The following is an 18,324-nucleotide window of genomic DNA, read 5'->3' as shown; positions in this document are numbered from 1 at the left end:
GATGAAGCTGGGACGGTTGAACCACGTCGGCGTCGCAACGCCGGACATCGACGCCTCGATCGCGTTCTATCGCGACGTGATGGGTGCGAGCGACATCACCGAGCCGTTCGTGCTGGAAAGCCAGCAGGTGCGCGTGTGCTTCGTCAACACGCCGGGCGAGAACGGCACCAATGGTACCCAGATCGAGCTGATCCAGCCGACCAGCCCGGACAGCGCCGTGGGCAAGTGGCTCGCCGCCAACCCGCTGGGTGGCCAGCACCACCTTTGCTACGAAGTGCCCGATATCCACGAAGCCAAGGCCTGGTTCGAAGCCCAGGGCAAGCGCGTGCTGGGCGAACCCCGCATCGGCGCGCACGGCACGCTGATCTTCTTCGTCCACCCCAAGGACATGGGCGGACAGCTGACCGAAATCATGGAAACGCCCAAGGACGGGCATCACTGAGCCGATTGCCGCAGCTCCACGCATCAGGAACCGACGCGCGATGACCGACAAGACACTGGCCGACTGGCAGGCCGCCGCCTCGAAGGAGGTGAAGGGCAAGGACCTCAACTGGCAGACCCCGGAAGGGATCACCGTCAAGCCGCTCTACACGGCCGAGGACGTGACCGCCGATCCGGGCCTGCCCGGCTTTGCCCCGTTCACGCGCGGCGTGCGCGCCTCGATGTACGCCGGCCGCCCCTGGACCATCCGCCAGTACGCCGGCTTCTCCACCGCCGAGGAATCGAACGCGTTCTATCGCCGCAACCTGGCGGCGGGGCAGAAGGGCCTGTCGGTCGCCTTCGACCTTGCCACGCACCGCGGCTATGACAGCGACCACCCGCGCGTGGTGGGCGACGTGGGCAAGGCGGGCGTCGCCATCGACAGCGTCGAGGACATGAAGATCCTGTTCGACGGCATCCCGCTCGACCAGATGTCGGTCTCGATGACCATGAATGGCGCGGTGATCCCGATCCTCGCCTTCTTCATCGTCGCGGGCGAGGAACAGGGCGTCGACCGCAAGCTGCTGGACGGAACCATTCAGAACGACATTCTGAAGGAGTTCATGGTCCGCAACACCTACATCTACCCGCCCGAACCCAGCATGCGGATCATCTCGGACATCTTCGGCTACACCAGCCGCGAGATGCCGAAGTTCAACTCGATCTCGATCTCCGGCTACCACATGCAGGAAGCCGGCGCGACGCAGGTGCAGGAGCTGGCCTTCACCATCGCCGACGGCATGGAATACGTGAAGTACGGCGTCGCCTCGGGCCTCGACATCGACAAGTTCGCCGGGCGCCTGTCGTTCTTCTTCGCCATCGGCATGAACTTCTTCATGGAAGTCGCCAAGCTGCGCGCTGCGCGCGTGCTGTGGCACCGCGTGATGACCAAGCTCGGCGCCAAGGACGAACGCAGCAAAATGCTGCGCACCCACTGCCAGACCTCGGGCGTCAGCTTGCAGGAGCAGGACCCCTACAACAACGTCATCCGCACCACGATCGAGGCGATGGCCGCGATGCTGGGCGGCACCCAGTCGCTCCACACCAACGCGCTTGACGAAGCGATCGCGCTGCCGACCGACTTCTCGGCCCGCATCGCGCGCAACACGCAGATCGTGATCCAGGAAGAAACGGGCATGTGCAACGTGGTCGATCCGCTCGGCGGGTCGTACTACATCGAGGCGCTGACCCAGGAACTGGTCGACAAGGCGTGGGAGATCATCGAGCGCGTCGAAGCCGAAGGCGGCATGGCCAAGGCCGTGTCGGCGGGCTGGCCCAAGGCGATGATCGAGGAAGCCGCCGCCGGCCGCCAGGCCCGCGTCGACCGTGGCGAAGACGTGATCGTCGGCGTCAACAAGTACCGCCTCGCCAACGAAGACCAGCTGGAAACGCTCGAAGTCGACAACCACGTCGTCCGCGAAGCGCAGATCGCCCGAATCAAGCGCGTGCGCGAAACGCGCGACGAAACCAAATGCCGCGCCGCACTGAACGCGCTGACCGAAGGCGCCAAGACCGGCGGCAACCTGCTTGAACTCGCGGTAGAGGCTGCCCGCCACCGCGCGACGCTGGGCGAAATCTCCGACGCGATGGAAATCGTGTTCGGCCGCCACGGCACGTTCCCCACCCCGGTCAAGGGCGTCTATGGCGCGGCCTATGCAGGTGACTCGCGGTACCAGCAGGTCCTCGACGGCGTGGAAGCCGTCACCCGCCGCCTGGGCCGCAAGCCCCGCATGCTCGTCGCCAAGATGGGCCAGGACGGCCACGATCGCGGCGCCAACGTCATCGCCAGCGCCTTCAGCGACATGGGCTTCGACGTCACCAGCGGCCCGCTGTTCCAGACTCCGGAAGAAGCGGCCAAGCTGGCGCTCGAAAACAACGTGGACGCGGTCGGCGCCTCGAGCCTTGCCGCCGGGCATAAGACCCTGATCCCCGAACTGATCGGCCACCTGAAAGCTGCCGGCCGCGCCGACATCAAGGTCGTCGCCGGCGGCGTGATCCCGCCGCAGGACTACGATTACCTGCGCGAAGCCGGTGTCCAGGGCATCTACGGCCCCGGCTCGAACGTCGTCGAATGCGCAGCCGACATGCTGCGCCTCCTCGGTCACAACATGCCGCCTGCGGGCGAAGAACTGGCAGCGGCGGAGTAAGCGCAATGTTCAAGAAAATCCTCATCGCCAACCGTGGCGAAATTGCCTGCCGCGTGATCAAGACCGCGCGTCGCATGGGTATCCAGACCGTGGCCGTCTATTCGGACGCCGACGCCCGCGCGCCCTTCGTGCAGATGGCGGACGAGGCCGTGCACATCGGCCCGGCGCCCGCGGCGCAGTCCTACCTGATCGCGGACAAGATCATCGCCGCCTGCAAGCAGACCGGCGCCGAAGCGGTCCATCCGGGCTATGGCTTCCTGTCCGAGCGCACCAGCTTCGCAGAGGCGCTGGCCGCAGAAGGCATCGAGTTCATCGGCCCCCCTGTCGGCGCGATCGCCGCGATGGGTGACAAGATCGAATCGAAGAAGCTCGCCAAGGAAGCCGGCGTCAACGTCGTGCCCGGCTTCGTGGGCGAGATCGAGGACACCGAACACGCGGTGCGGATCTCGAACGAGATCGGCTACCCGGTGATGATGAAGGCCTCGGCCGGCGGCGGCGGCAAGGGCATGCGTCTTGCCTATAACGAAAAGGACGTGCGCGAGGGCTTCGAGTCGGTGAAGCGCGAGGGCCTGAACTCGTTCGGCGACGACCGCGTGTTCATCGAGAAGTTCATCCTCAACCCGCGCCACATCGAGATCCAGATCCTCGGCGACAAGCACGGCAACATCCTCTACCTGAACGAGCGCGAGTGCTCGATCCAGCGTCGCCACCAGAAGGTGGTCGAGGAAGCGCCCTCGCCTTTCGTCACGCCGAAGATGCGCAAGGCCATGGGCGAGCAGTGCGTCGCGCTGAGCCGCGCGGTCGGCTACTACAGCGCGGGCACGGTCGAACTGATCGTCTCTGGCGCGGACCCGACGGGCGAATCGTTCTACTTCCTCGAAATGAACACCCGCCTGCAGGTGGAACACCCCGTCACCGAAGCGATCACCGGCGTCGACCTCGTCGAACAGATGATCCGCGTGGCCGCCGGCGAAAAGCTGGCGATGACGCAGGACGACGTGAAGATCGACGGCTGGGCCATCGAGAACCGCGTCTATGCCGAAGACCCCTATCGCGGCTTCCTGCCCTCGACCGGTCGCCTGATCCGCTACAACCCGCCGGTGCCCGGCTGGACCGATGACGGTGCCGAGAATGGCCGTCGCGGCGTGGACGGCGTGCGCGTGGACGATGGCGTCTACGAAGGCGGCGAAGTCTCGATGTTCTACGATCCCATGATCGCCAAGCTGGTCACCTGGGGCAAGACGCGCGACGAAGCGGCGGACAAGCAGATCGCCGCGCTGGACGCGTTCGAGATCGAAGGGCTTGGCCACAACATCGATTTCGTCAACGCGATCATGCAGCACCCGCGCTTCCGCTCGGGCGAGCTGACCACCGGCTTCATCGCCGAGGAATATCCCGAAGGCTTCCACGGCGCGGCGACCGACGAGGGCACCAAGCGCACGCTTGCAGCCATTGCTGGCTTCCTGGCGACGGCTCGGGCCGACCGCGCGCGCCAGGTCGATCAGCAGCTGGGTGACGAGCTCGATCCCCCGGCGCAGTGGTCGGTGACGATCGCCGGGTCGACCTTCGCGGTCGAACTGACCGAGGACGACGTGCTCGTCGATGGCGAGGCGGTGGACATCGCGCTCGAATACACGCCGGGCCAGCGCATGGTGGCCTGCGAAGTCGACGGCAAGCCGCTGACAGTGAAGGTCGAACCGTTCCGCGCCGGCTTCAAGCTGACCACGCGCGGTGCGATCCACCAGGTGCAGGTGCTGCCGGCCAGCGTCGCCCACCTCACCCGCCACATGATCGAAAAGGTCCCGCCGGATCTTTCGAAGTTCCTGATCTGCCCGATGCCGGGCCTGCTCGTGGCGCTGCATGTCGGCGAAGGCGATACGGTCGAAGCCGGCCAGCCGCTCGCGGTGGTCGAGGCGATGAAGATGGAAAACATCCTGCGCGCCGAGAAGGCGGGCAAGGTCAAGGCGGTCAACGCCAAGGCTGGAGAGAGCCTGGCCGTGGATGCGATCATCCTCGAAATGGAGTAAGCCGGTCGCCAAGGGCGGGCGCGGAACGATTTAACCGACCAGTTAAGTTTTTCACGCCCGACCCTCGGGACAGGTTGACGTTTACGTAAGCGCCAATTATGCGCGCTTCAGTGGAACACGAGAAAGGCCTGACAGCATGAAAGCCCTGGTCACGGTGAAGCGCGTGATCGACTATAACGTGAAGCCGCGCGTAAAGGCGGATGGCACGGGCGTCGATCTCGCCAACGTCAAGATGAGCATGAACCCGTTCGACGAAATCGCCGTCGAGGAAGCCATTCGCCTGAAGGAAAAGGGCGTGGTGACCGAAATCGTCGCGGTGTCGGTCGGGCCGCAGAAGGCGCAGGAAACGCTGCGTACCGCGCTCGCCATGGGCGCCGATCGCGCGATCCTGGTGCAGACCGATGACGAGGTCGAGCCGCTGGCCGTGGCCAAGATCGTCAAGGGCGTGGCCGACGAGGAAGCGCCGGGCCTGATCATCACCGGCAAGCAGGCGATCGACGACGACAGCAACCAGGTCGGCCAGATGGTCGCCGCGCTGCTCGGCCGCCCGCAGGGCACCTTCGCCAACGAGATCACCGTGGAAGGCGATTCGGTCGTCGTGAAGCGTGAAATCGACGGCGGTCTCGAAACCGTGAAGCTGGCGCTGCCGGCCGTGGTCACCACCGACCTGCGCCTGAACGAACCGCGCTATGCCTCGCTGCCGAACATCATGAAGGCCAAGAGCAAGCCGCTCGCGACCAAGGCGCCCGCCGACTACGGCGTGGACACCGCCCCGCGTCTCAAGACGCTGAAGGTCAGCGAACCGCCGGTGCGTTCGGCCGGCATCAAGGTGGCCGACGTCGACGCGCTGGTCGCCAAGCTCAAGGAACTGGGAGTCGCCTGATGGCCAACGTACTCGTCTGGGTCGAACACGACGGCAGCGCCGTCAAGGACGCCACCCTCGCCGCCGTCACCGCCGCTGCCAAGCTGGGTGACGTCACCGCTCTGGTCGCCGGCTCGGGTGTCGACGGCGTTGCCGCCGCCGCCGCGCAGATCGAAGGGGTGTCGAAGGTCCTCAAGGCCGACGACGCCGCGCTTGCCAACGCGCTGGCTGAAAACGTCGCGCCGCTGATCGCCAACCTGATGGCCGGCTACGACGCCTTCGTCGCCGCCGCCACGACCACCGCCAAGAACGTGGCGCCGCGCGTGGCCGCGCTGCTCGACGTGGCGCAGGTTTCGGAAATCCTGTCGGTCGAAGGCCCCAAGACCTTCACCCGCCCGATCTACGCCGGCAACGCCATCGCCACTGTCGAATCGAGCGACGCCAAGCTGGTCATCACCGTGCGCGGCACTGCCTTCGCCAAGGCGAACGCCACCGGCGGTTCGGCTGCGGTCGAAGCGGTTTCGGGTGCGGCCGAATCGGGCCTGTCGAGCTTTGTCGGTTCGGAAATCGCCAAGAGCGAGCGTCCGGAACTGACCAGCGCGAAGATCATCGTCTCGGGCGGTCGTGCGCTCAAGGACGCGGCGACCTTCGAATCGACCATCACCCCGCTGGCCGACAAGCTCGGCGCCGCGATCGGCGCGAGCCGTGCTGCGGTCGATGCGGGCTACGTGCCCAACGATTACCAGGTCGGCCAGACCGGAAAGATCGTGGCGCCCGAAGTCTACGTCGCGGTCGGCATCTCGGGTGCGATCCAGCACCTCGCCGGCATGAAGGATTCCAAGACCATCATCGCCATCAACAAGGACGAGGACGCCCCGATCTTCCAGGTCGCGGACATCGGTCTCGTCGGCGACCTGTTCACGCTGGTTCCGGAACTTACCGGCAAGCTGTGATCGGAACTTGACGGTTTTGAATGCGAAGGGCTCCGCCGCGGCGGGGCCCTTTTCGTTTGTGCGCACGAGGGCGCATCCGGCGGCGAGCCCGGACGATAACGCCGTTGGGAAGTGTACGGACCTGCGCGACCGGCGCGGGCGCCATGCGTGGCGCGTGCGCGTGGAGGGCAAGAGGAACGCTGTGGCGAGTGGCCGGCGGGGCGTTGGCTATCCCGGATCGGCTCAGCCTGTAGTCGGACGGGGGCTCGAACCCGGGCGGCGGCTCGCAAGGCGGCCCGGTCCGTAGCGATAAGTCCCTGAAGGATCAGCCCGGACGGCTTCGATCGGCGTGGAAGCGGATCTTCGGCAGGTCATGGGGCACTGTGACTTCAGGGAGGCGCATGCACGCGGTTGAACCACCGCACCACATCCGCCCGTCCGTTGCAGTGGCGTTGGGTGTGCCCTGAGGGACTTGGGGCTTAACGCCCTCGCTGCCGTATCCCGAAAGGGATGCGGCTCCCGCAGCGCCGACCCGCGCCGGTCGCGTCGGGCCTTTCCCATCGTGGAGATTGGCCCGAAGGAGCGAAGAGCAAGCCGGCCATGCCGCTCCCGGTCCGTGGGTGGCCTATAACCTATATGGTACGTTTTGTCAAGGTTGGGGAAGAGAGGCCAAAGAACAGGACAGATGCGAGGGGGTGACCCCTCGCGCTCCCGGGACGTCTTCCGGCGCTGGCCAAGCGCCGTAGCGTGGGTGTTGCGTGCTGTCTGGCGGTTGCCGCTTGGGAGAACAAGGGCAGCCCTTCGACAGGCTCAGGGCAGGCGGTTTGGGGTGAGAGGGTTCCTTTGCCCCTCATTCGTCATGCCAGCGCAGGCTGGCATCTTTGGCGGTTTGCGGAAGGGTTGGGAGGCGCGCCAGCGGTCTGCATGACGGCCAGCGATCCCAGCCTTCGCTGGGATGACGCTATGGGCGAGGGTGGGCGCTACGCCTCAACCCCGTCCGTCCTGAGCTTGTCGAAGGACTGTTCTCTTCTTGATGGCGCGCGCTCTGCCCGCACCCCTCCACCACACCGCGGGTGGTCCCTCTCCCCTTGGAGGGGAGGACAACGGCTCAGCTCTTACCGGGAGACGTCGACAGGGTGCAGGGACGGTAAGTCCCTGCTTTCCCGCTTCTTTATCAGCCTGCGCGGCGGACCTTGTTGCGGTGGGCGCCGACGCCGGGGGCGCCGCGGGGGCGGAAGCGGCGGGGCTTGCCGGCTTCGCCGCGCTCGCCTTCGGCGGCGGTGCGCTGGCCGTCACCGCCGGAGCGCTGGCCGCCCTGCGCGGGCTTCTGGCCCTGGGGACGACCCCGGCCACCATCGCGATTCCCGTCGCGGCCACCACCACCGCGGCGTTCGCCACGATCGCCGAAGCGGCCGCGTTCGTCGCGCTCTTCGCGGCGGGCGTCCTGCGCCAGCTGTTCGGGCGTGCGCTTGGCCGAGGGGAGCTTGGCGGCTTCGCTGAGGAAGTTTTCGGGCAGCGGCACCTGCTCGAGCTTGACCTTGGTCAGCTTCTCGATGTCGCGCAGGTAGGGCTTTTCGTCGGGCGCGCAGAAGCTGATGGCGATGCCATCGGCCCCGGCGCGCGCGGTGCGGCCGATGCGATGGACGTACTGTTCGGCGACGTTCGGCAGTTCGAAGTTGAACACGTGGGACACGCCCGAAACGTCGATGCCGCGCGCGGCGATGTCGGTGGCGACGAGCACAGGGCACGAGCCCTGGCGGAAGGCTTCGAGCGCGGCGGTGCGCTGCGCCTGGGTCTTGTTGCCGTGGATGGCGCGGGCATCGATGCCGGCGGCATTGAGGTTGCGCACGACGCGATCGGCCCCATGCTTGGTGCGGGTGAACACCAGCGCGCGGTCGAGCGTCTTGTCGGCCAGCATCGCGCGGATGCGCAAGCTGAGCAGCGCCTGCTTTTCCGCCTGGTTGAGGAAGGTGACGTACTGTTCGACGCGTTCGGCCGTGGTCGACTGCGGGGCGACTTCGACGCGGACGGGGTTCTGGATGAACTGCTTGCCGAGGTCTTCGATCGACTTGGGCATGGTGGCCGAGAAGAACAGCGACTGGCGGTTCTTGGGCAGCAGGTTGGCGACGCGCTTCAACGCGTGGATGAAGCCGAGGTCCATCATCTGGTCGGCTTCGTCGAGCACGAAGATCTCGGTGCGGCCGAGGGTGAGCGCGCGGTTGTCGATCAGGTCGAGCAGGCGGCCGGGCGTGGCGACGAGGATGTCAGTCCCCTGCACCAGGCGGCGGGCCTGCTTGCCGATGGGCACGCCACCGAACACGCAATCGACGCCGAGCTTCAGGTTCTTGGCATAGCCCTTGATGTTTTCGGCGATCTGCGCGGCGAGTTCGCGGGTGGGCGAGAGCACCAGCATGCGGCACGAGGCGGGCTTGCGGGGCTTGGGATCGGCGGCGAGGCGGTGGAGCGAGGGCAGCGAGAATGCCGCGGTCTTGCCCGTGCCGGTCTGCGCGATGCCGAGCAGGTCACGCCCTTCGAGCAGGGCGGGAATGGCCTGGCGCTGGATCGGCGTGGGATCGTTGTAGCCCTTGGTCTCGAGCGCGCGCAGGATAGGCTCGGCGAGGCCGAGATCGGAAAAATAGGACATGAAAACAAGTCTTTCGTTGGCGCGCCAACGGATGGGCGGCGCGCGACAGGTCGTCGTTCGCGCGACCCGTGCGTGAAAGGGGAAGCAGGTGAGGCAAGGCCCGTGCGGCTGGGGCGGATCTCACCATGTCGAAACGGCGGATCTCACGCTTGCCCGAGCGTGCGACGAAATGCTCCGTCGCCGGTCTTGCTGCGCTGCATATAAACGCATTGCGCGCAAAAGCAAGGAAATTGCGCCCGCAGGCGCGATCCGGCGCTGGCATCGGGCGACCGACCGGCTATGTTCTGCCCCATGCGCCTGAACAGACCCGCCGTTCGCCTGCTGATCGCTCCGCTTGCTTCGCTGGCTCTTTCGCTGCCGGCCCTGGCCGCGCCGCCTGCGCCATCGCCTCAGGAGCGGACGATGATCGCGACGGTGGACAAGGAGCAGGGGCGCACGCTCGCCTTGCTGGAAAAGCTGGTGAACCAGAATTCGGGCAGCCGGAACATCGCCGGCAACAAGGCGGTGATCGCCATGCTGACGCCCGAGTTCGAGGCGCTGGGCTTCAAGGTCACGTTCCTGCCGATGGAGCAGACCGGGCGGGCCGGTCACCTGCTGGCGACGCATGGCGGGACGAAGGGGGCCAGGCGGCTGCTGCTGATCGGGCATACCGACACCGTGTTCGAGCCGGATTCGCCTTTCCAGAAGTTCACCCGCGCCGGCGACAAGGCGATGGGCCCGGGCGTGGCCGACGACAAGGGCGGCGTCGTCACGATCCTGGCCGCGCTGCGCGCGATGCAGGCGGCGGGCACGCTGAAGAGTGCCAACATCGAGGTGTTCCTGACCGGCGACGAGGAGGACGCGGGCGATCCACAGAGCGCGGCGCGCGCCGACCTGATCGCGGCGGGCAAGCGGGCGGATGCCGCGCTCGATTTCGAGGGGCTGGTGCGGATGGCAGGCGCCGATGGCAAGCCGGTGGACATGGGCTCTATCGCAAGGCGTTCGGCGTTTTCGTGGACGCTGACCGTGGAGGCGAAGTCGGGCCATTCCAGCGGCGTGTTCGGTGCCGATGGCGATGGCGCGATCTATGCCCTCGCCCGCATGATCGCCGCCTTCCGCGCCGAAGTGCCAGAGCCCAACCTGACGCTCAACGTCGGGCTGATCGGCGGGGGCGCGCTGGCCACGCTCGATGCCGACCAGGCGCGGGTGAGCGCGAGCGGCAAGACCAACATCATCCCGGCCAAGGCATTGGCGCGCGGCGACCTGCGCACGCTTTCGCCCGAGCAGCATGCGGCGGCGGTGGCGAAGATGCAGGCCATCGTGGCGCGGCCCTATCCCGGCGCCACCGCCAGGCTGGCGTTCGAGGACGGCTATCCGCCGATGGCGCCTACGCAAGCCAACAAGGCGCTGCTCGGCAAGCTCAACGCGGTCAACGCGGCGCTGGGGCTGCCCGCGATGCCCGCGCTCGATCCCGCCAAGCGCGGGGCGGGCGACATCAGCTTCGTGGCTGCCGACGTGCCGGGCCTGGCCGGCCTGGGCCCCGCATCGAGCGGCGACCATACCCCGGCCGAGACGGTCGACGTGCCTTCGATCTGGCTCCAGGCCAAGCGCGCGGCGCTGCTGATGAGCCGGCTGGCAGCCGAGAAGCGGTGAGCGCGTGCCGTCCGGACGGGGCGCATCCGCCCAGCCCGTGCACCGGGGTCTGCACGATCGACCGGGCGACGCGCACGTGCGCGGGCTGCGCGCGCACAATCGAGGAGATCGCGGCGTGGCTGTCGGCAAGCGCGGCGCAGAAGCACGCGATCCTGGCGCGCATCGCCGGACAGTCACGCCCCTGACGCGGCTTGCCGTTACGGCGGGCGGACTCTAGGTTCGTCTGTCAAAACGGGACGAGGATCGCGCAACTTGGTACAGATTTCGGATCTTGGCGGCTTTTCGAGCCTGGTGGCGATGTTCCTCGCACGGGCCGACGCGAAAGGGGAGCAGCCGTTCCTTTGGGCCAAGCGCGAAGGCAAGTGGCGCGAGCAGAGTTGGCGCGCGGTGGCGGAGAAGGTCTGCCTGCTGGCCGAGCATTTGCGCGCGCTGGGGCTGAACGACGGCGACCGGGTGGTGATCGTGTCGGAAAACCGCCCCGAATGGTGCATTGCCGATCTGGCGATCATGGCCGCAGGGCTGGTGACGGTGCCGACCTACACCACCAACACCGAGCGCGATCATCACCACATCCTGGAAAATTCGGGCGCGCGGGCGGTGATCGTGTCGACCCCGAAGCTTGCCGCGCCGCTGCTGGCCGCCGCGCTGCGATCGCCTTGCGTGGAGCACGTGATCGGCATCGAGCCGCTGAAGCGGATGCAGGCGGGCGTGCTGGCGTTCCATGACTGGGACAGCCTGACGAGCGGCGATGGCGCGGCGGCGCGCAAGGCGGTCGATGCGCGGATCGCCGGGTTGAAGCGCAGCGATACCGCCTGCCTGATCTATACCAGCGGCACCGGCGGCGCGCCGCGCGGGGTGATGCAGCACCACGGCGCGATCCTGGCCAATGTCGAAGGCGCGGCGACGATCCTGGCCGAGGACTTCGGGATCGAGGAGGAAGTGTTCCTGTCGTTCCTGCCGCTGAGCCACGCCTATGAACATACCGGCGGGCAGTACCTGCCGATCGGCATCGGCGCGCAGATCTACTATTCCGAGGGGCTGGAAAAGCTCGCCAGCAACATCGAGGAGACGCGCCCGACGATCATGGTGGTGGTGCCGCGCCTGTTCGAGGTGCTGCGCACGCGGATCATGAAGCAGGTCGAAAAGCAGGGCAAGCTCGCCAACTACCTGATGGGCCGGGCGCTGGCGATCGGCGCGCGCAAGGCCGAGGGCCGCAAGCGGCTGGTCGATGCGCCGATGGACTTGGTGCTGAACGCGGCGCTGCGGCCCAAGATCCGCGCGCGCTTCGGCGGGCGGATCAAGGCGATGGTTTCGGGCGGGGCGCCGCTCAACCCCGAAGTCGGCGTGTTCTTCGACGCGATGGGGCTGACCATGCTGCAGGGCTATGGCCAGACCGAGGCGGGGCCGGTGATTTCGTGCAACCGCCCGCGCGCCGGGCTGAAGATGGACACCGTCGGCCCGCCGATGAAGGGCGTGGAGGTGAAGATCGCCGAGGATGGCGAGATCCTGGTCCGCGGCGAGCTGGTGATGCACGGCTACTGGCAGAATCCGGCCGAGACCGCGCGCACGATCATCGACGGCTGGCTGCACACCGGCGACATCGGCCACATCGACGAGCGCGGGCGGATCAAGATCACCGACCGCAAGAAGGACATGATCGTCAACGACAAGGGCGACAACGTATCGCCCCAGAAGATCGAGGGCATGCTGACGCTGCAGCCCGAGATCGCGCAGGCGATGGTGTCGGGCGACAAGCGACCCTATGTGGTCGGGCTGATCGTGCCCGATCCCGAATGGGCGCTGGACTGGGCGCGCGCGCAGGGCGAGCACTTCGACTTCAACGAGCTGCAGGACCTGCCCGCTTTCCGCAACGCGGTGCGCGAAGGCGTCGATCGGGTGAACAAGGACCTTTCGGTGATCGAAAAGGTGCGCCAGTTCGCCTTCGCCGACGAAGCGTTCAGCATCGACAACGAGGAGATGACCCCGTCGATGAAGATCCGCCGCCACAAGATCCGCGAGCGGTACGGCGCGCGGATCGATTCGCTCTACAAGAGCTGACGCCGGCGGGCGAGCACGGCGGGTTCAGGCGGGTGTGGGCGCGAGATCGAAGATCTCGAACTCCTCGGTCATGAACACGCAGGAATTGGCGAAATCGATGAAACCGCGTTCATCGTCGAGCAGCATCTGCGCGGCATCGCGGCCGGCTTCGGAATTGCCGCGGGCGAAGTCTTCCATGCTGTCCCACCAGATTTCGGTGATGCCGTCGTAGCCCTCCTTCAGGCCGCGCGTGGGGCGGAAGGATTCGTTGTAGTCGGGCAGGCGGGTGTGGCTCTGCACATAGCGCCGTGCACCGATGGTTTCGGCGACCGAGCGCACCTTTGGCCCGTGCTGTTCGAGCCAGTAGCGCTGGAATTCCTCGACTGAGAGATCGGGGTGGCGGCGGATGCAGTAGACCATCTTGAGCATGTCGAACCTCTTCCCGGATTGTTTTGCGGGAAGAGGGTGGCCGAGGGCGCCGACCGGCGCAAGCGCGCGCTTCAGGCGACTTCGAGTTCGACGAATTCGGGGAAGAAGCGCGGCGGGCGGCTGGACCAGCCGGGCGCGGTGGCGGCGGCTTCGCTGATCGTCTGGAGCAGGACGCGGCGGCGGGCTGGCGCAATCTGGGGCAGCGCGGCAGCGCCGCAGAACGCGGCGGGAAGCCACGGCCGCACGTCGGGGCCGAGGAGGCGTTCGTAGAGGAAGCGGAAGGCGGGAAAGCCGCAGAGATAGTTCTGCCCGAGATCGAAAGCGGCAAGGCGCAGCAGCTTGCCGACGAAGGTTTCGAGCCCCGCTGCAGCCGGACCTTCGGGGAGCATGGCGCGGACCTGGTCGAGTTCCTCGTAGACGAGATACTGCGTGCGGATCGAGGCGGTTTCAGCCGCATCGCGCGCCCAGAGACGGAAGGCATCCTCCCGGAGCAGACCGACATCGAGGCTGCGGCGGATGTAGCGCTGCGCACCGGCGGTGAAACCGGCGAATTCGCGCATCTCGGAGAGGATCTGCGTGGCGCAGCCGCTGCGGGATGGTCCGGTCATCGCACGCTCTCGCACATGTCAGGCTACCTCCGTGTCGCCGGGAAGCGGACGTTGCTCCCGGCGACTAGGCAAACCTTAGCGGTCGCGTGGTTAGGGCGTCGTTAAGTGGACGATCCGCAGCGTGCCCAAGGACTTGGCCCATGGGAGATGGACAAGCCGGTAAGACTTGCAATCTGCTGCGGCTGGCAGGTCCGGATCAGGCGTTGCGCGCCATCAGCCCGCCATCGACCGGGATGGTCGCCCCGGTCAGGAACGAGGCGGCTGGCAGGCACAGGCTGAGCGTCATGTGCGCGACTTCCTCGGGCGCGCCATACCGGCGCAGCGCGGTGCGGCGCTTGGCGTAAAGCTCCTTGTGTTCGTCCGAGATCGCCGCGGTCATGCCCGTCAGGATCGGGCCCGGGCAGATGCAGTTGACGGTGATGCCTTCCTTGCCAAATTCCACCGCGAGGCTGCGGGTCAGCCCGGTGACGCCCGCCTTGGCCGCGCTGTAGGCGCTCTGGTGCAGCGTTGCGCCCAGCGCCTCGGTCGAGGCGATGTTGACCACGCGCGGCGAGGTCGACTTGCGCAGCCAGGGGAGCGCCGCGCGAATCATGCGCTGGTGCGAGGTGAGCAGCACTGCGATGGTGCGGTCCCACACCGCATCGTAGGTCGGATCTTCGAGCGGGGTGGCCGCGGCGATGCCGGCATTGTTCACCACCACGTCGATCCCGCCGAAGGTGGCGGCGACATCGGCAACGAACGCTTCGAGCGCGCCGCGATCGGTGATGTCGAGCGGCCATGCCCGGGCCGATCCGCCCGCATCGCGGATGGCTTGCGCAACGCGCTCGGCCGCTTCGCCATTGATGTCGCACAGCGCGACATTGGCCCCGTCGCGGGCGAAGACTTCGGCCGTGGCGCGCCCCATGCCGCTGCCGGCCCCGGTGACGATGGCGGTCAATCCGGCGACGCTGCGCGCGGGGTCCTTCTGCTGCATGGGGCTTCGATCCTCTCGTACGTTTTCTGGTCAAACATGACTGCACCGATCATCGCCGCGCTGCAAGCCTGCGCTGATTGCCCAGAAGCTGGCACCATTTGCCAATGGCGATGGCGCGCCCGGCAGGCCAGTTTCCTTCCCGTCGGGTAGGCGGCCACGTCGCGTCCACGCCCCTGCCCGGCAACTTTCGCGCAAGGAGACATCGCGATGAAAGGGATTTTTGCCCGTGCCATGCTGATCGGGGCAGCGCTGGTTGCAGGGCCGGCCAGCACCGCGCCCGCCTTGGCGCAGGCAAGCCAGGTGATCGCCTTTGCCAAGGGCAACGACAACGCTTCGGTCAAGGGCGCGATCGTCGGCGATACCTACAAGGATTACCTGATCAGCGCGCGCGGCGGCCAGAAGATGGGCGTGTCGCTGATCACCAAGGCAGCATACTTCAATATCATGCCGCCGGGCAGCACCGGCGAGGCGATCTACAACAGCTCGATCGACGGCAATGACGCCACCGGCGTGGTCCTGCCGCGCACCGGCCAGTATCGCATCCGCGTCTACACCATGGGCGCGGTGACCCGGACCAAACGCCCGGTGCCATTCCAGGTCTCGGTCTCGATCATGAACTGACCGTGCTCCGGGCACGCGTCATAGTGGCAGGAGCGACACTGGGCAGGGCCGGCGGGGGGCGATAACAGGACGGCGGACCGGAGCGGCAAGAGGCGCGCCGGTGCCGCTCGAATGGGAAGGAAGATCATGTCGTTTTCGCTCTACGCCGCCACCGTGCCCACCTACCGCCAGATCCTTGGCGCGCTTGCCGGGGTGCTGGACAAGGCCGAGGCCTTTTGCACGGAACAGGGGATCGATCCGGCCGAGCTGGTCGGTGCGCGGCTGATCGACGACATGCTGCCGCTGGCGTTTCAGGTGAAGCAGGCTGCAGTCCATTCGCTGGGCGCGATCGCCGGGGCAAAGCAGGGCCAGTTCTCGCCTTCACGCGATGCGCTGCCCGATAGCTTTGCCGACCTGAAGGCCGTTGTCGCCGAAGCGCAGGCTGGTCTGGAATCGCTGTCCCCGGCAGAGGTCGGCGCGCTCGAAGGGCGCGACGTGACCTTCATTGCGGGCGATTTCCGACTCGAATTCGTCGCCGAGGAGTTCCTGATGACGTTCTCGCTGCCGAACTTCTATTTCCACACGGTTACCGCCTACGACATCCTGCGGGCGAAGGGCGTGCCGATCGGCAAGCGCGACTTCGTGGGCCAGCTGCGGCTCAAGCAGGGCTGACTCGCAAGAGTTGGCGGGCAAGCGACCGGCGGCGGCGCAGTACTGCGCTGCCGCCGCGCTGCTCAGAGTGCGTTGGCGGTGGCAATCCGGCCCAGAACCGCAGCGCTGGGCTTGGCCTTACGCGCGAACGTCTCCGGATCGACCGAGGCAAGGCCGAGCTTGCCGTGGAAGCCCGAGACCCATTCGTAGTTGTCGAGCAGCGACCAGTGGAGATAGCCGAGAACCGGCACACCCTGGTCCATCACGCCCTTGAGCGCCTGCAGCGATGCCGGGATGAAAGCCGCGCGCACGGCATCATCGGTGGTGTTGACGCCGTGTTCGCTGATCAGGATCGGCCTTCCCGTGGCGGCATGGGCAAAGCGGACCGCGCCAGCCAGGGACAGCGGGCTGACATCGGCCCCCAGCGGATTGCCGGGGACGGGCCTTTCGGGCGGCAACCGCCCTGTGGAGGTCCAGCGTGCCTGCTCGTAGTTCTGCACGCCGAGGTAATCGTCGTGCTTCGCTTCCTCGAGCCACGGGCCGTAGAGCCGCTCGCGCATGCGGTCGCGCATGGAGGCGCTGCCGACCGCGATATCGTCGAGCATCGAGAGGCTGAAGCCGACGGGCAGGTCCGGGCGGACCGACTTGATCGCATCGCGACCGGCGCGATGCCCGGCGATGATGGTCCGGGTAAACACCTCGAAGTCGTCTGGGTCCACCGCATTGGCGACCGAGAACTTCGCCGAACCGCTGATACGGGCGGCCGCCTGCAGCATCGCCCGCATGCCGCCGATCGCTTCGGGCGGAAGAATCAGCTGCAACAGGTGGTTGATGTTGGGTTCGTTAAGCGTCATCGCGATCGCCATGTCGCCGGCCAGGTGGCGCGCGGCGCGCTCGCAGTACCGGGCAAAGCGCAGGGGCGCCTTGGGATTGGTCCATCCCCCATCCGCAGCGAACCAGCGTGGCGCGCTGTAGTGATTGAACGTCACGACCGGGGCGAGCCCCCGCGCCCGGCATCCCGCGATCATGCGCTTGTAGTGATCGAGCATCGCCACCGAGAATTCGCCTTCGGCAGGTTCTATCCGCGCCCATTCGATGCTGAAGCGATAGCTGTTGAGCCCGATCGATTTGACCAGATCGAGGTCCTGTTCCCACAGCAGGAAGCTGTTGCAGGCATCGCCCGAAGATTCGCGGAACAGGGTTGGCGTAACGTGCTCGATCAGCCAGCAATCGCTGTTCGTATTGTTGCCTTCGACTTGGTGCCCGGCCGTCGACGCGCCCCACAGGAAGCCTCGGGGAAAGCCCGAGGGGCCGGCGGCCTGGCGCACTGGCGAACGGCCAAACGCGGGAACGGCGCCCAGCGCGGCACTCGCGGCCAAAAGCGTGCGGCGATCGATCACGTTCGTTCCTTTCGATAATGTCAGGCGCAGTGCTGGCCGATGAAGCCGACGATCTCGTCGGCAAGACGACGGTCGTCGGTGCCAAGGTGCATCGCCATCGAGTAATGATTGTGCCCGCTGGCGATGTACCCGCGCGGCATCGCGCCGTGACGCTCCAGACGCGCCGACATCAGCCCGAGAAACTCCGCCTGGAACCGCGGAGGATCGAATTCGGCACAGGCCACCAGCAATGGCAGCGCGGTATCGACCAGCGCGTCGAGCGGCATCCGGGCGGCATAATCGGCCTGAGGGCCGTAGTAGGGCAGGTCCCTGTCATCGAGCGGGGTGCAGCCGTAGAGGCCCGATAGCAGGACAAGGCCCGCGGCGGCGAGATCGTGTCGCAGCTTGAGCGCGGTGGCGATGTGCACCGCGCCGGCCGACGTGCCGACCAGCACGATGCGGGCGGGGTCACCGCCGAAGCCGGTGGCGTTGGCGACGAGCCAGTCGAACGCGGCCAGCACGTCCTCGCCCCCCGAAGGCCACGCCGCATCGGGCAGCAGCCGGTAGTTCATGACCGCGCCGAGCATTCCGGCTTCGGCCACCATGCGCCCGACCGCAGCGTTCTGCCAATCGTGGGCGCCGCCCTTGTCCCCAACGCGGAAACCGCCCCCGTGGACGAAAAGAAGTACCGGTGCCCCGGCCGGCGTGCCGTAGAGATCGAGCGTCTGGCGTGGGTGATCGCCATAGCACCGGTCCACCGCAGCAGCGGGCACGCGCTGCATGAGCGCCTGCTGTTCCTGTTCGAACAGCGCGCGGCATTGTTCGATGACGGCGGGGCCAAGCGTCCGCCCCATTGCAGCGATGGCTGTGCGGGTCATGCCAAGGTTCATCGCATCGTCCTGCTGCGAGGGGATGCGGGCAGC

16 protein-coding genes are annotated in these 18,324 nt (G+C 67.0%); 10 read left to right on the top strand and 6 right to left on the bottom strand.

All coding sequences use genetic code 11. The features are described from left to right. Position 1 precedes the first annotated feature (1 nt). The 5 genes from mce to AACH40_RS18445 all read left to right on the top strand — a co-directional run bounded on the left by mce (position 2) and on the right by AACH40_RS18445 (position 6,469). Positions 2-442, top strand: coding sequence for a methylmalonyl-CoA epimerase (gene mce, locus AACH40_RS18465; RefSeq protein ID WP_169493984.1), 441 nt, complete (start codon positions 2-4; stop codon positions 440-442). A gap of 40 nt (positions 443-482) precedes the next feature. Further along, positions 483-2,627, top strand: a complete 2,145-nt coding sequence (gene scpA, locus AACH40_RS18460) for a methylmalonyl-CoA mutase (protein WP_338643626.1) — start codon at positions 483-485, stop codon at positions 2,625-2,627. 5 nt (positions 2,628-2,632) lie between these two features. Further along, complete coding sequence (locus tag AACH40_RS18455; RefSeq protein WP_338643625.1) at positions 2,633-4,654, top strand: acetyl/propionyl/methylcrotonyl-CoA carboxylase subunit alpha; 2,022 nt, start codon at positions 2,633-2,635, stop codon at positions 4,652-4,654. Positions 4,655-4,790: 136 nt separating this feature from the next. Further along, positions 4,791-5,537 carry an electron transfer flavoprotein subunit beta/FixA family protein gene (locus tag AACH40_RS18450; protein WP_338643624.1) on the top strand — a complete coding sequence of 249 codons (747 nt, stop codon included), beginning with the start codon at positions 4,791-4,793 and terminating at the stop codon, positions 5,535-5,537. Then, positions 5,537-6,469, top strand: coding sequence for an electron transfer flavoprotein subunit alpha/FixB family protein (locus AACH40_RS18445; protein WP_338643623.1), 933 nt, complete (start codon positions 5,537-5,539; stop codon positions 6,467-6,469). Before AACH40_RS18450 ends, AACH40_RS18445 begins: the two co-directional genes overlap by 1 nt. A 1,153-nt stretch (positions 6,470-7,622) precedes the next feature. Here the strand turns inward: AACH40_RS18445 and AACH40_RS18440 are convergent. After that, on the bottom strand, positions 7,623-9,092 hold the full coding sequence (locus tag AACH40_RS18440) for a DEAD/DEAH box helicase (RefSeq protein ID WP_338643622.1): 1,470 nt from the start codon (positions 9,090-9,092) through the stop codon (positions 7,623-7,625). A gap of 291 nt (positions 9,093-9,383) precedes the next feature. On the opposite strand from AACH40_RS18440, the gene AACH40_RS18435 reads away from it, so the two are divergent. The 3 genes from AACH40_RS18435 to AACH40_RS18425 all read left to right on the top strand — a co-directional run bounded on the left by AACH40_RS18435 (position 9,384) and on the right by AACH40_RS18425 (position 12,782). Continuing rightward, positions 9,384-10,724 (top strand): M20/M25/M40 family metallo-hydrolase, encoded by a 1,341-nt coding sequence (locus AACH40_RS18435; RefSeq protein WP_338643621.1) that lies wholly within the window; start codon positions 9,384-9,386, stop codon positions 10,722-10,724. Then, positions 10,721-10,909 (top strand): DUF1289 domain-containing protein, encoded by a 189-nt coding sequence (locus tag AACH40_RS18430; RefSeq protein ID WP_338643620.1) that lies wholly within the window; start codon positions 10,721-10,723, stop codon positions 10,907-10,909. The genes AACH40_RS18435 and AACH40_RS18430 overlap by 4 nt, the downstream gene beginning before the upstream one ends. A gap of 112 nt (positions 10,910-11,021) precedes the next feature. Further along, positions 11,022-12,782 carry an AMP-dependent synthetase/ligase gene (locus AACH40_RS18425; protein ID WP_338646191.1) on the top strand — a complete coding sequence of 587 codons (1,761 nt, stop codon included), beginning with the start codon at positions 11,022-11,024 and terminating at the stop codon, positions 12,780-12,782. 24 nt (positions 12,783-12,806) lie between these two features. Here the strand turns inward: AACH40_RS18425 and AACH40_RS18420 are convergent, their stop codons facing one another. The 3 genes from AACH40_RS18420 to AACH40_RS18410 form a co-directional block, all read right to left on the bottom strand. Then, entirely contained in the window at positions 12,807-13,190 is a 384-nt protein-coding gene (locus tag AACH40_RS18420; protein WP_338643619.1) for an EthD domain-containing protein, read from the bottom strand. Between the two features lie 71 nt (positions 13,191-13,261). Beyond that, positions 13,262-13,798 (bottom strand): hypothetical protein, encoded by a 537-nt coding sequence (locus AACH40_RS18415; RefSeq protein ID WP_338643618.1) that lies wholly within the window; start codon positions 13,796-13,798, stop codon positions 13,262-13,264. A gap of 196 nt (positions 13,799-13,994) precedes the next feature. Continuing rightward, positions 13,995-14,771 carry an SDR family NAD(P)-dependent oxidoreductase gene (locus tag AACH40_RS18410; protein ID WP_338643617.1) on the bottom strand — a complete coding sequence of 259 codons (777 nt, stop codon included), beginning with the start codon at positions 14,769-14,771 and terminating at the stop codon, positions 13,995-13,997. A gap of 207 nt (positions 14,772-14,978) precedes the next feature. Here AACH40_RS18410 and AACH40_RS18405 point away from each other — a divergent pair, with 207 nt between their 5' ends. Further along, a complete protein-coding gene (locus AACH40_RS18405; RefSeq protein WP_338643616.1) occupies positions 14,979-15,392 on the top strand; it encodes a hypothetical protein in 414 nt (137 codons plus the stop codon). A 126-nt stretch (positions 15,393-15,518) separates the two neighbouring features. Continuing rightward, complete coding sequence (locus tag AACH40_RS18400; RefSeq protein ID WP_338643615.1) at positions 15,519-16,043, top strand: DUF1993 domain-containing protein; 525 nt, start codon at positions 15,519-15,521, stop codon at positions 16,041-16,043. 62 nt (positions 16,044-16,105) lie between these two features. Here the strand turns inward: AACH40_RS18400 and AACH40_RS18395 are convergent, their stop codons facing one another. Beyond that, positions 16,106-17,422, bottom strand: a complete 1,317-nt coding sequence (locus AACH40_RS18395) for a family 1 glycosylhydrolase (RefSeq protein WP_338643614.1) — start codon at positions 17,420-17,422, stop codon at positions 16,106-16,108. Positions 17,423-17,442: 20 nt separating this feature from the next. Next, the gene (locus AACH40_RS18390; protein ID WP_338643613.1) at positions 17,443-18,279 is read right to left on the bottom strand and encodes an alpha/beta hydrolase; all 837 of its coding nucleotides are present in this window, start codon (positions 18,277-18,279) and stop codon (positions 17,443-17,445) included. Positions 18,280-18,324: the final 45 nt, after the last annotated feature.

The sequence above is a fragment of the Novosphingobium olei genome, from assembly GCF_037076535.1.
In the GTDB taxonomy this organism is placed as follows: Bacteria; Pseudomonadota; Alphaproteobacteria; order Sphingomonadales; family Sphingomonadaceae; genus Novosphingobium; species Novosphingobium olei.
Note: the sequence above shows the minus strand (reverse complement) of the source record. Positions and strands in the feature narration are given on the sequence as shown.

What these genes read in the sequence shown, in the direction of transcription:
- mce (WP_169493984.1), top strand. Translation starts at nt 2, where the DNA reads ATGAAGCTGGGACGGTTGAACCACGTCGGCGTCGCAACGCCGGACATC.
- scpA (WP_338643626.1), top strand. Translation starts at nt 483, where the DNA reads ATGACCGACAAGACACTGGCCGACTGGCAGGCCGCCGCCTCGAAGGAG.
- AACH40_RS18455 (WP_338643625.1), top strand. Translation starts at nt 2,633, where the DNA reads ATGTTCAAGAAAATCCTCATCGCCAACCGTGGCGAAATTGCCTGCCGC.
- AACH40_RS18450 (WP_338643624.1), top strand. Translation starts at nt 4,791, where the DNA reads ATGAAAGCCCTGGTCACGGTGAAGCGCGTGATCGACTATAACGTGAAG.
- AACH40_RS18445 (WP_338643623.1), top strand. Translation starts at nt 5,537, where the DNA reads ATGGCCAACGTACTCGTCTGGGTCGAACACGACGGCAGCGCCGTCAAG.
- AACH40_RS18440 (WP_338643622.1), bottom strand. Translation starts at nt 9,092, where the DNA reads ATGTCCTATTTTTCCGATCTCGGCCTCGCCGAGCCTATCCTGCGCGCG.
- AACH40_RS18435 (WP_338643621.1), top strand. Translation starts at nt 9,384, where the DNA reads ATGCGCCTGAACAGACCCGCCGTTCGCCTGCTGATCGCTCCGCTTGCT.
- AACH40_RS18425 (WP_338646191.1), top strand. Translation starts at nt 11,022, where the DNA reads ATGTTCCTCGCACGGGCCGACGCGAAAGGGGAGCAGCCGTTCCTTTGG.
- AACH40_RS18420 (WP_338643619.1), bottom strand. Translation starts at nt 13,190, where the DNA reads ATGCTCAAGATGGTCTACTGCATCCGCCGCCACCCCGATCTCTCAGTC.
- AACH40_RS18415 (WP_338643618.1), bottom strand. Translation starts at nt 13,798, where the DNA reads ATGACCGGACCATCCCGCAGCGGCTGCGCCACGCAGATCCTCTCCGAG.
- AACH40_RS18410 (WP_338643617.1), bottom strand. Translation starts at nt 14,771, where the DNA reads ATGCAGCAGAAGGACCCCGCGCGCAGCGTCGCCGGATTGACCGCCATC.
- AACH40_RS18405 (WP_338643616.1), top strand. Translation starts at nt 14,979, where the DNA reads ATGAAAGGGATTTTTGCCCGTGCCATGCTGATCGGGGCAGCGCTGGTT.
- AACH40_RS18400 (WP_338643615.1), top strand. Translation starts at nt 15,519, where the DNA reads ATGTCGTTTTCGCTCTACGCCGCCACCGTGCCCACCTACCGCCAGATC.
- AACH40_RS18390 (WP_338643613.1), bottom strand. Translation starts at nt 18,279, where the DNA reads ATGACCCGCACAGCCATCGCTGCAATGGGGCGGACGCTTGGCCCCGCC.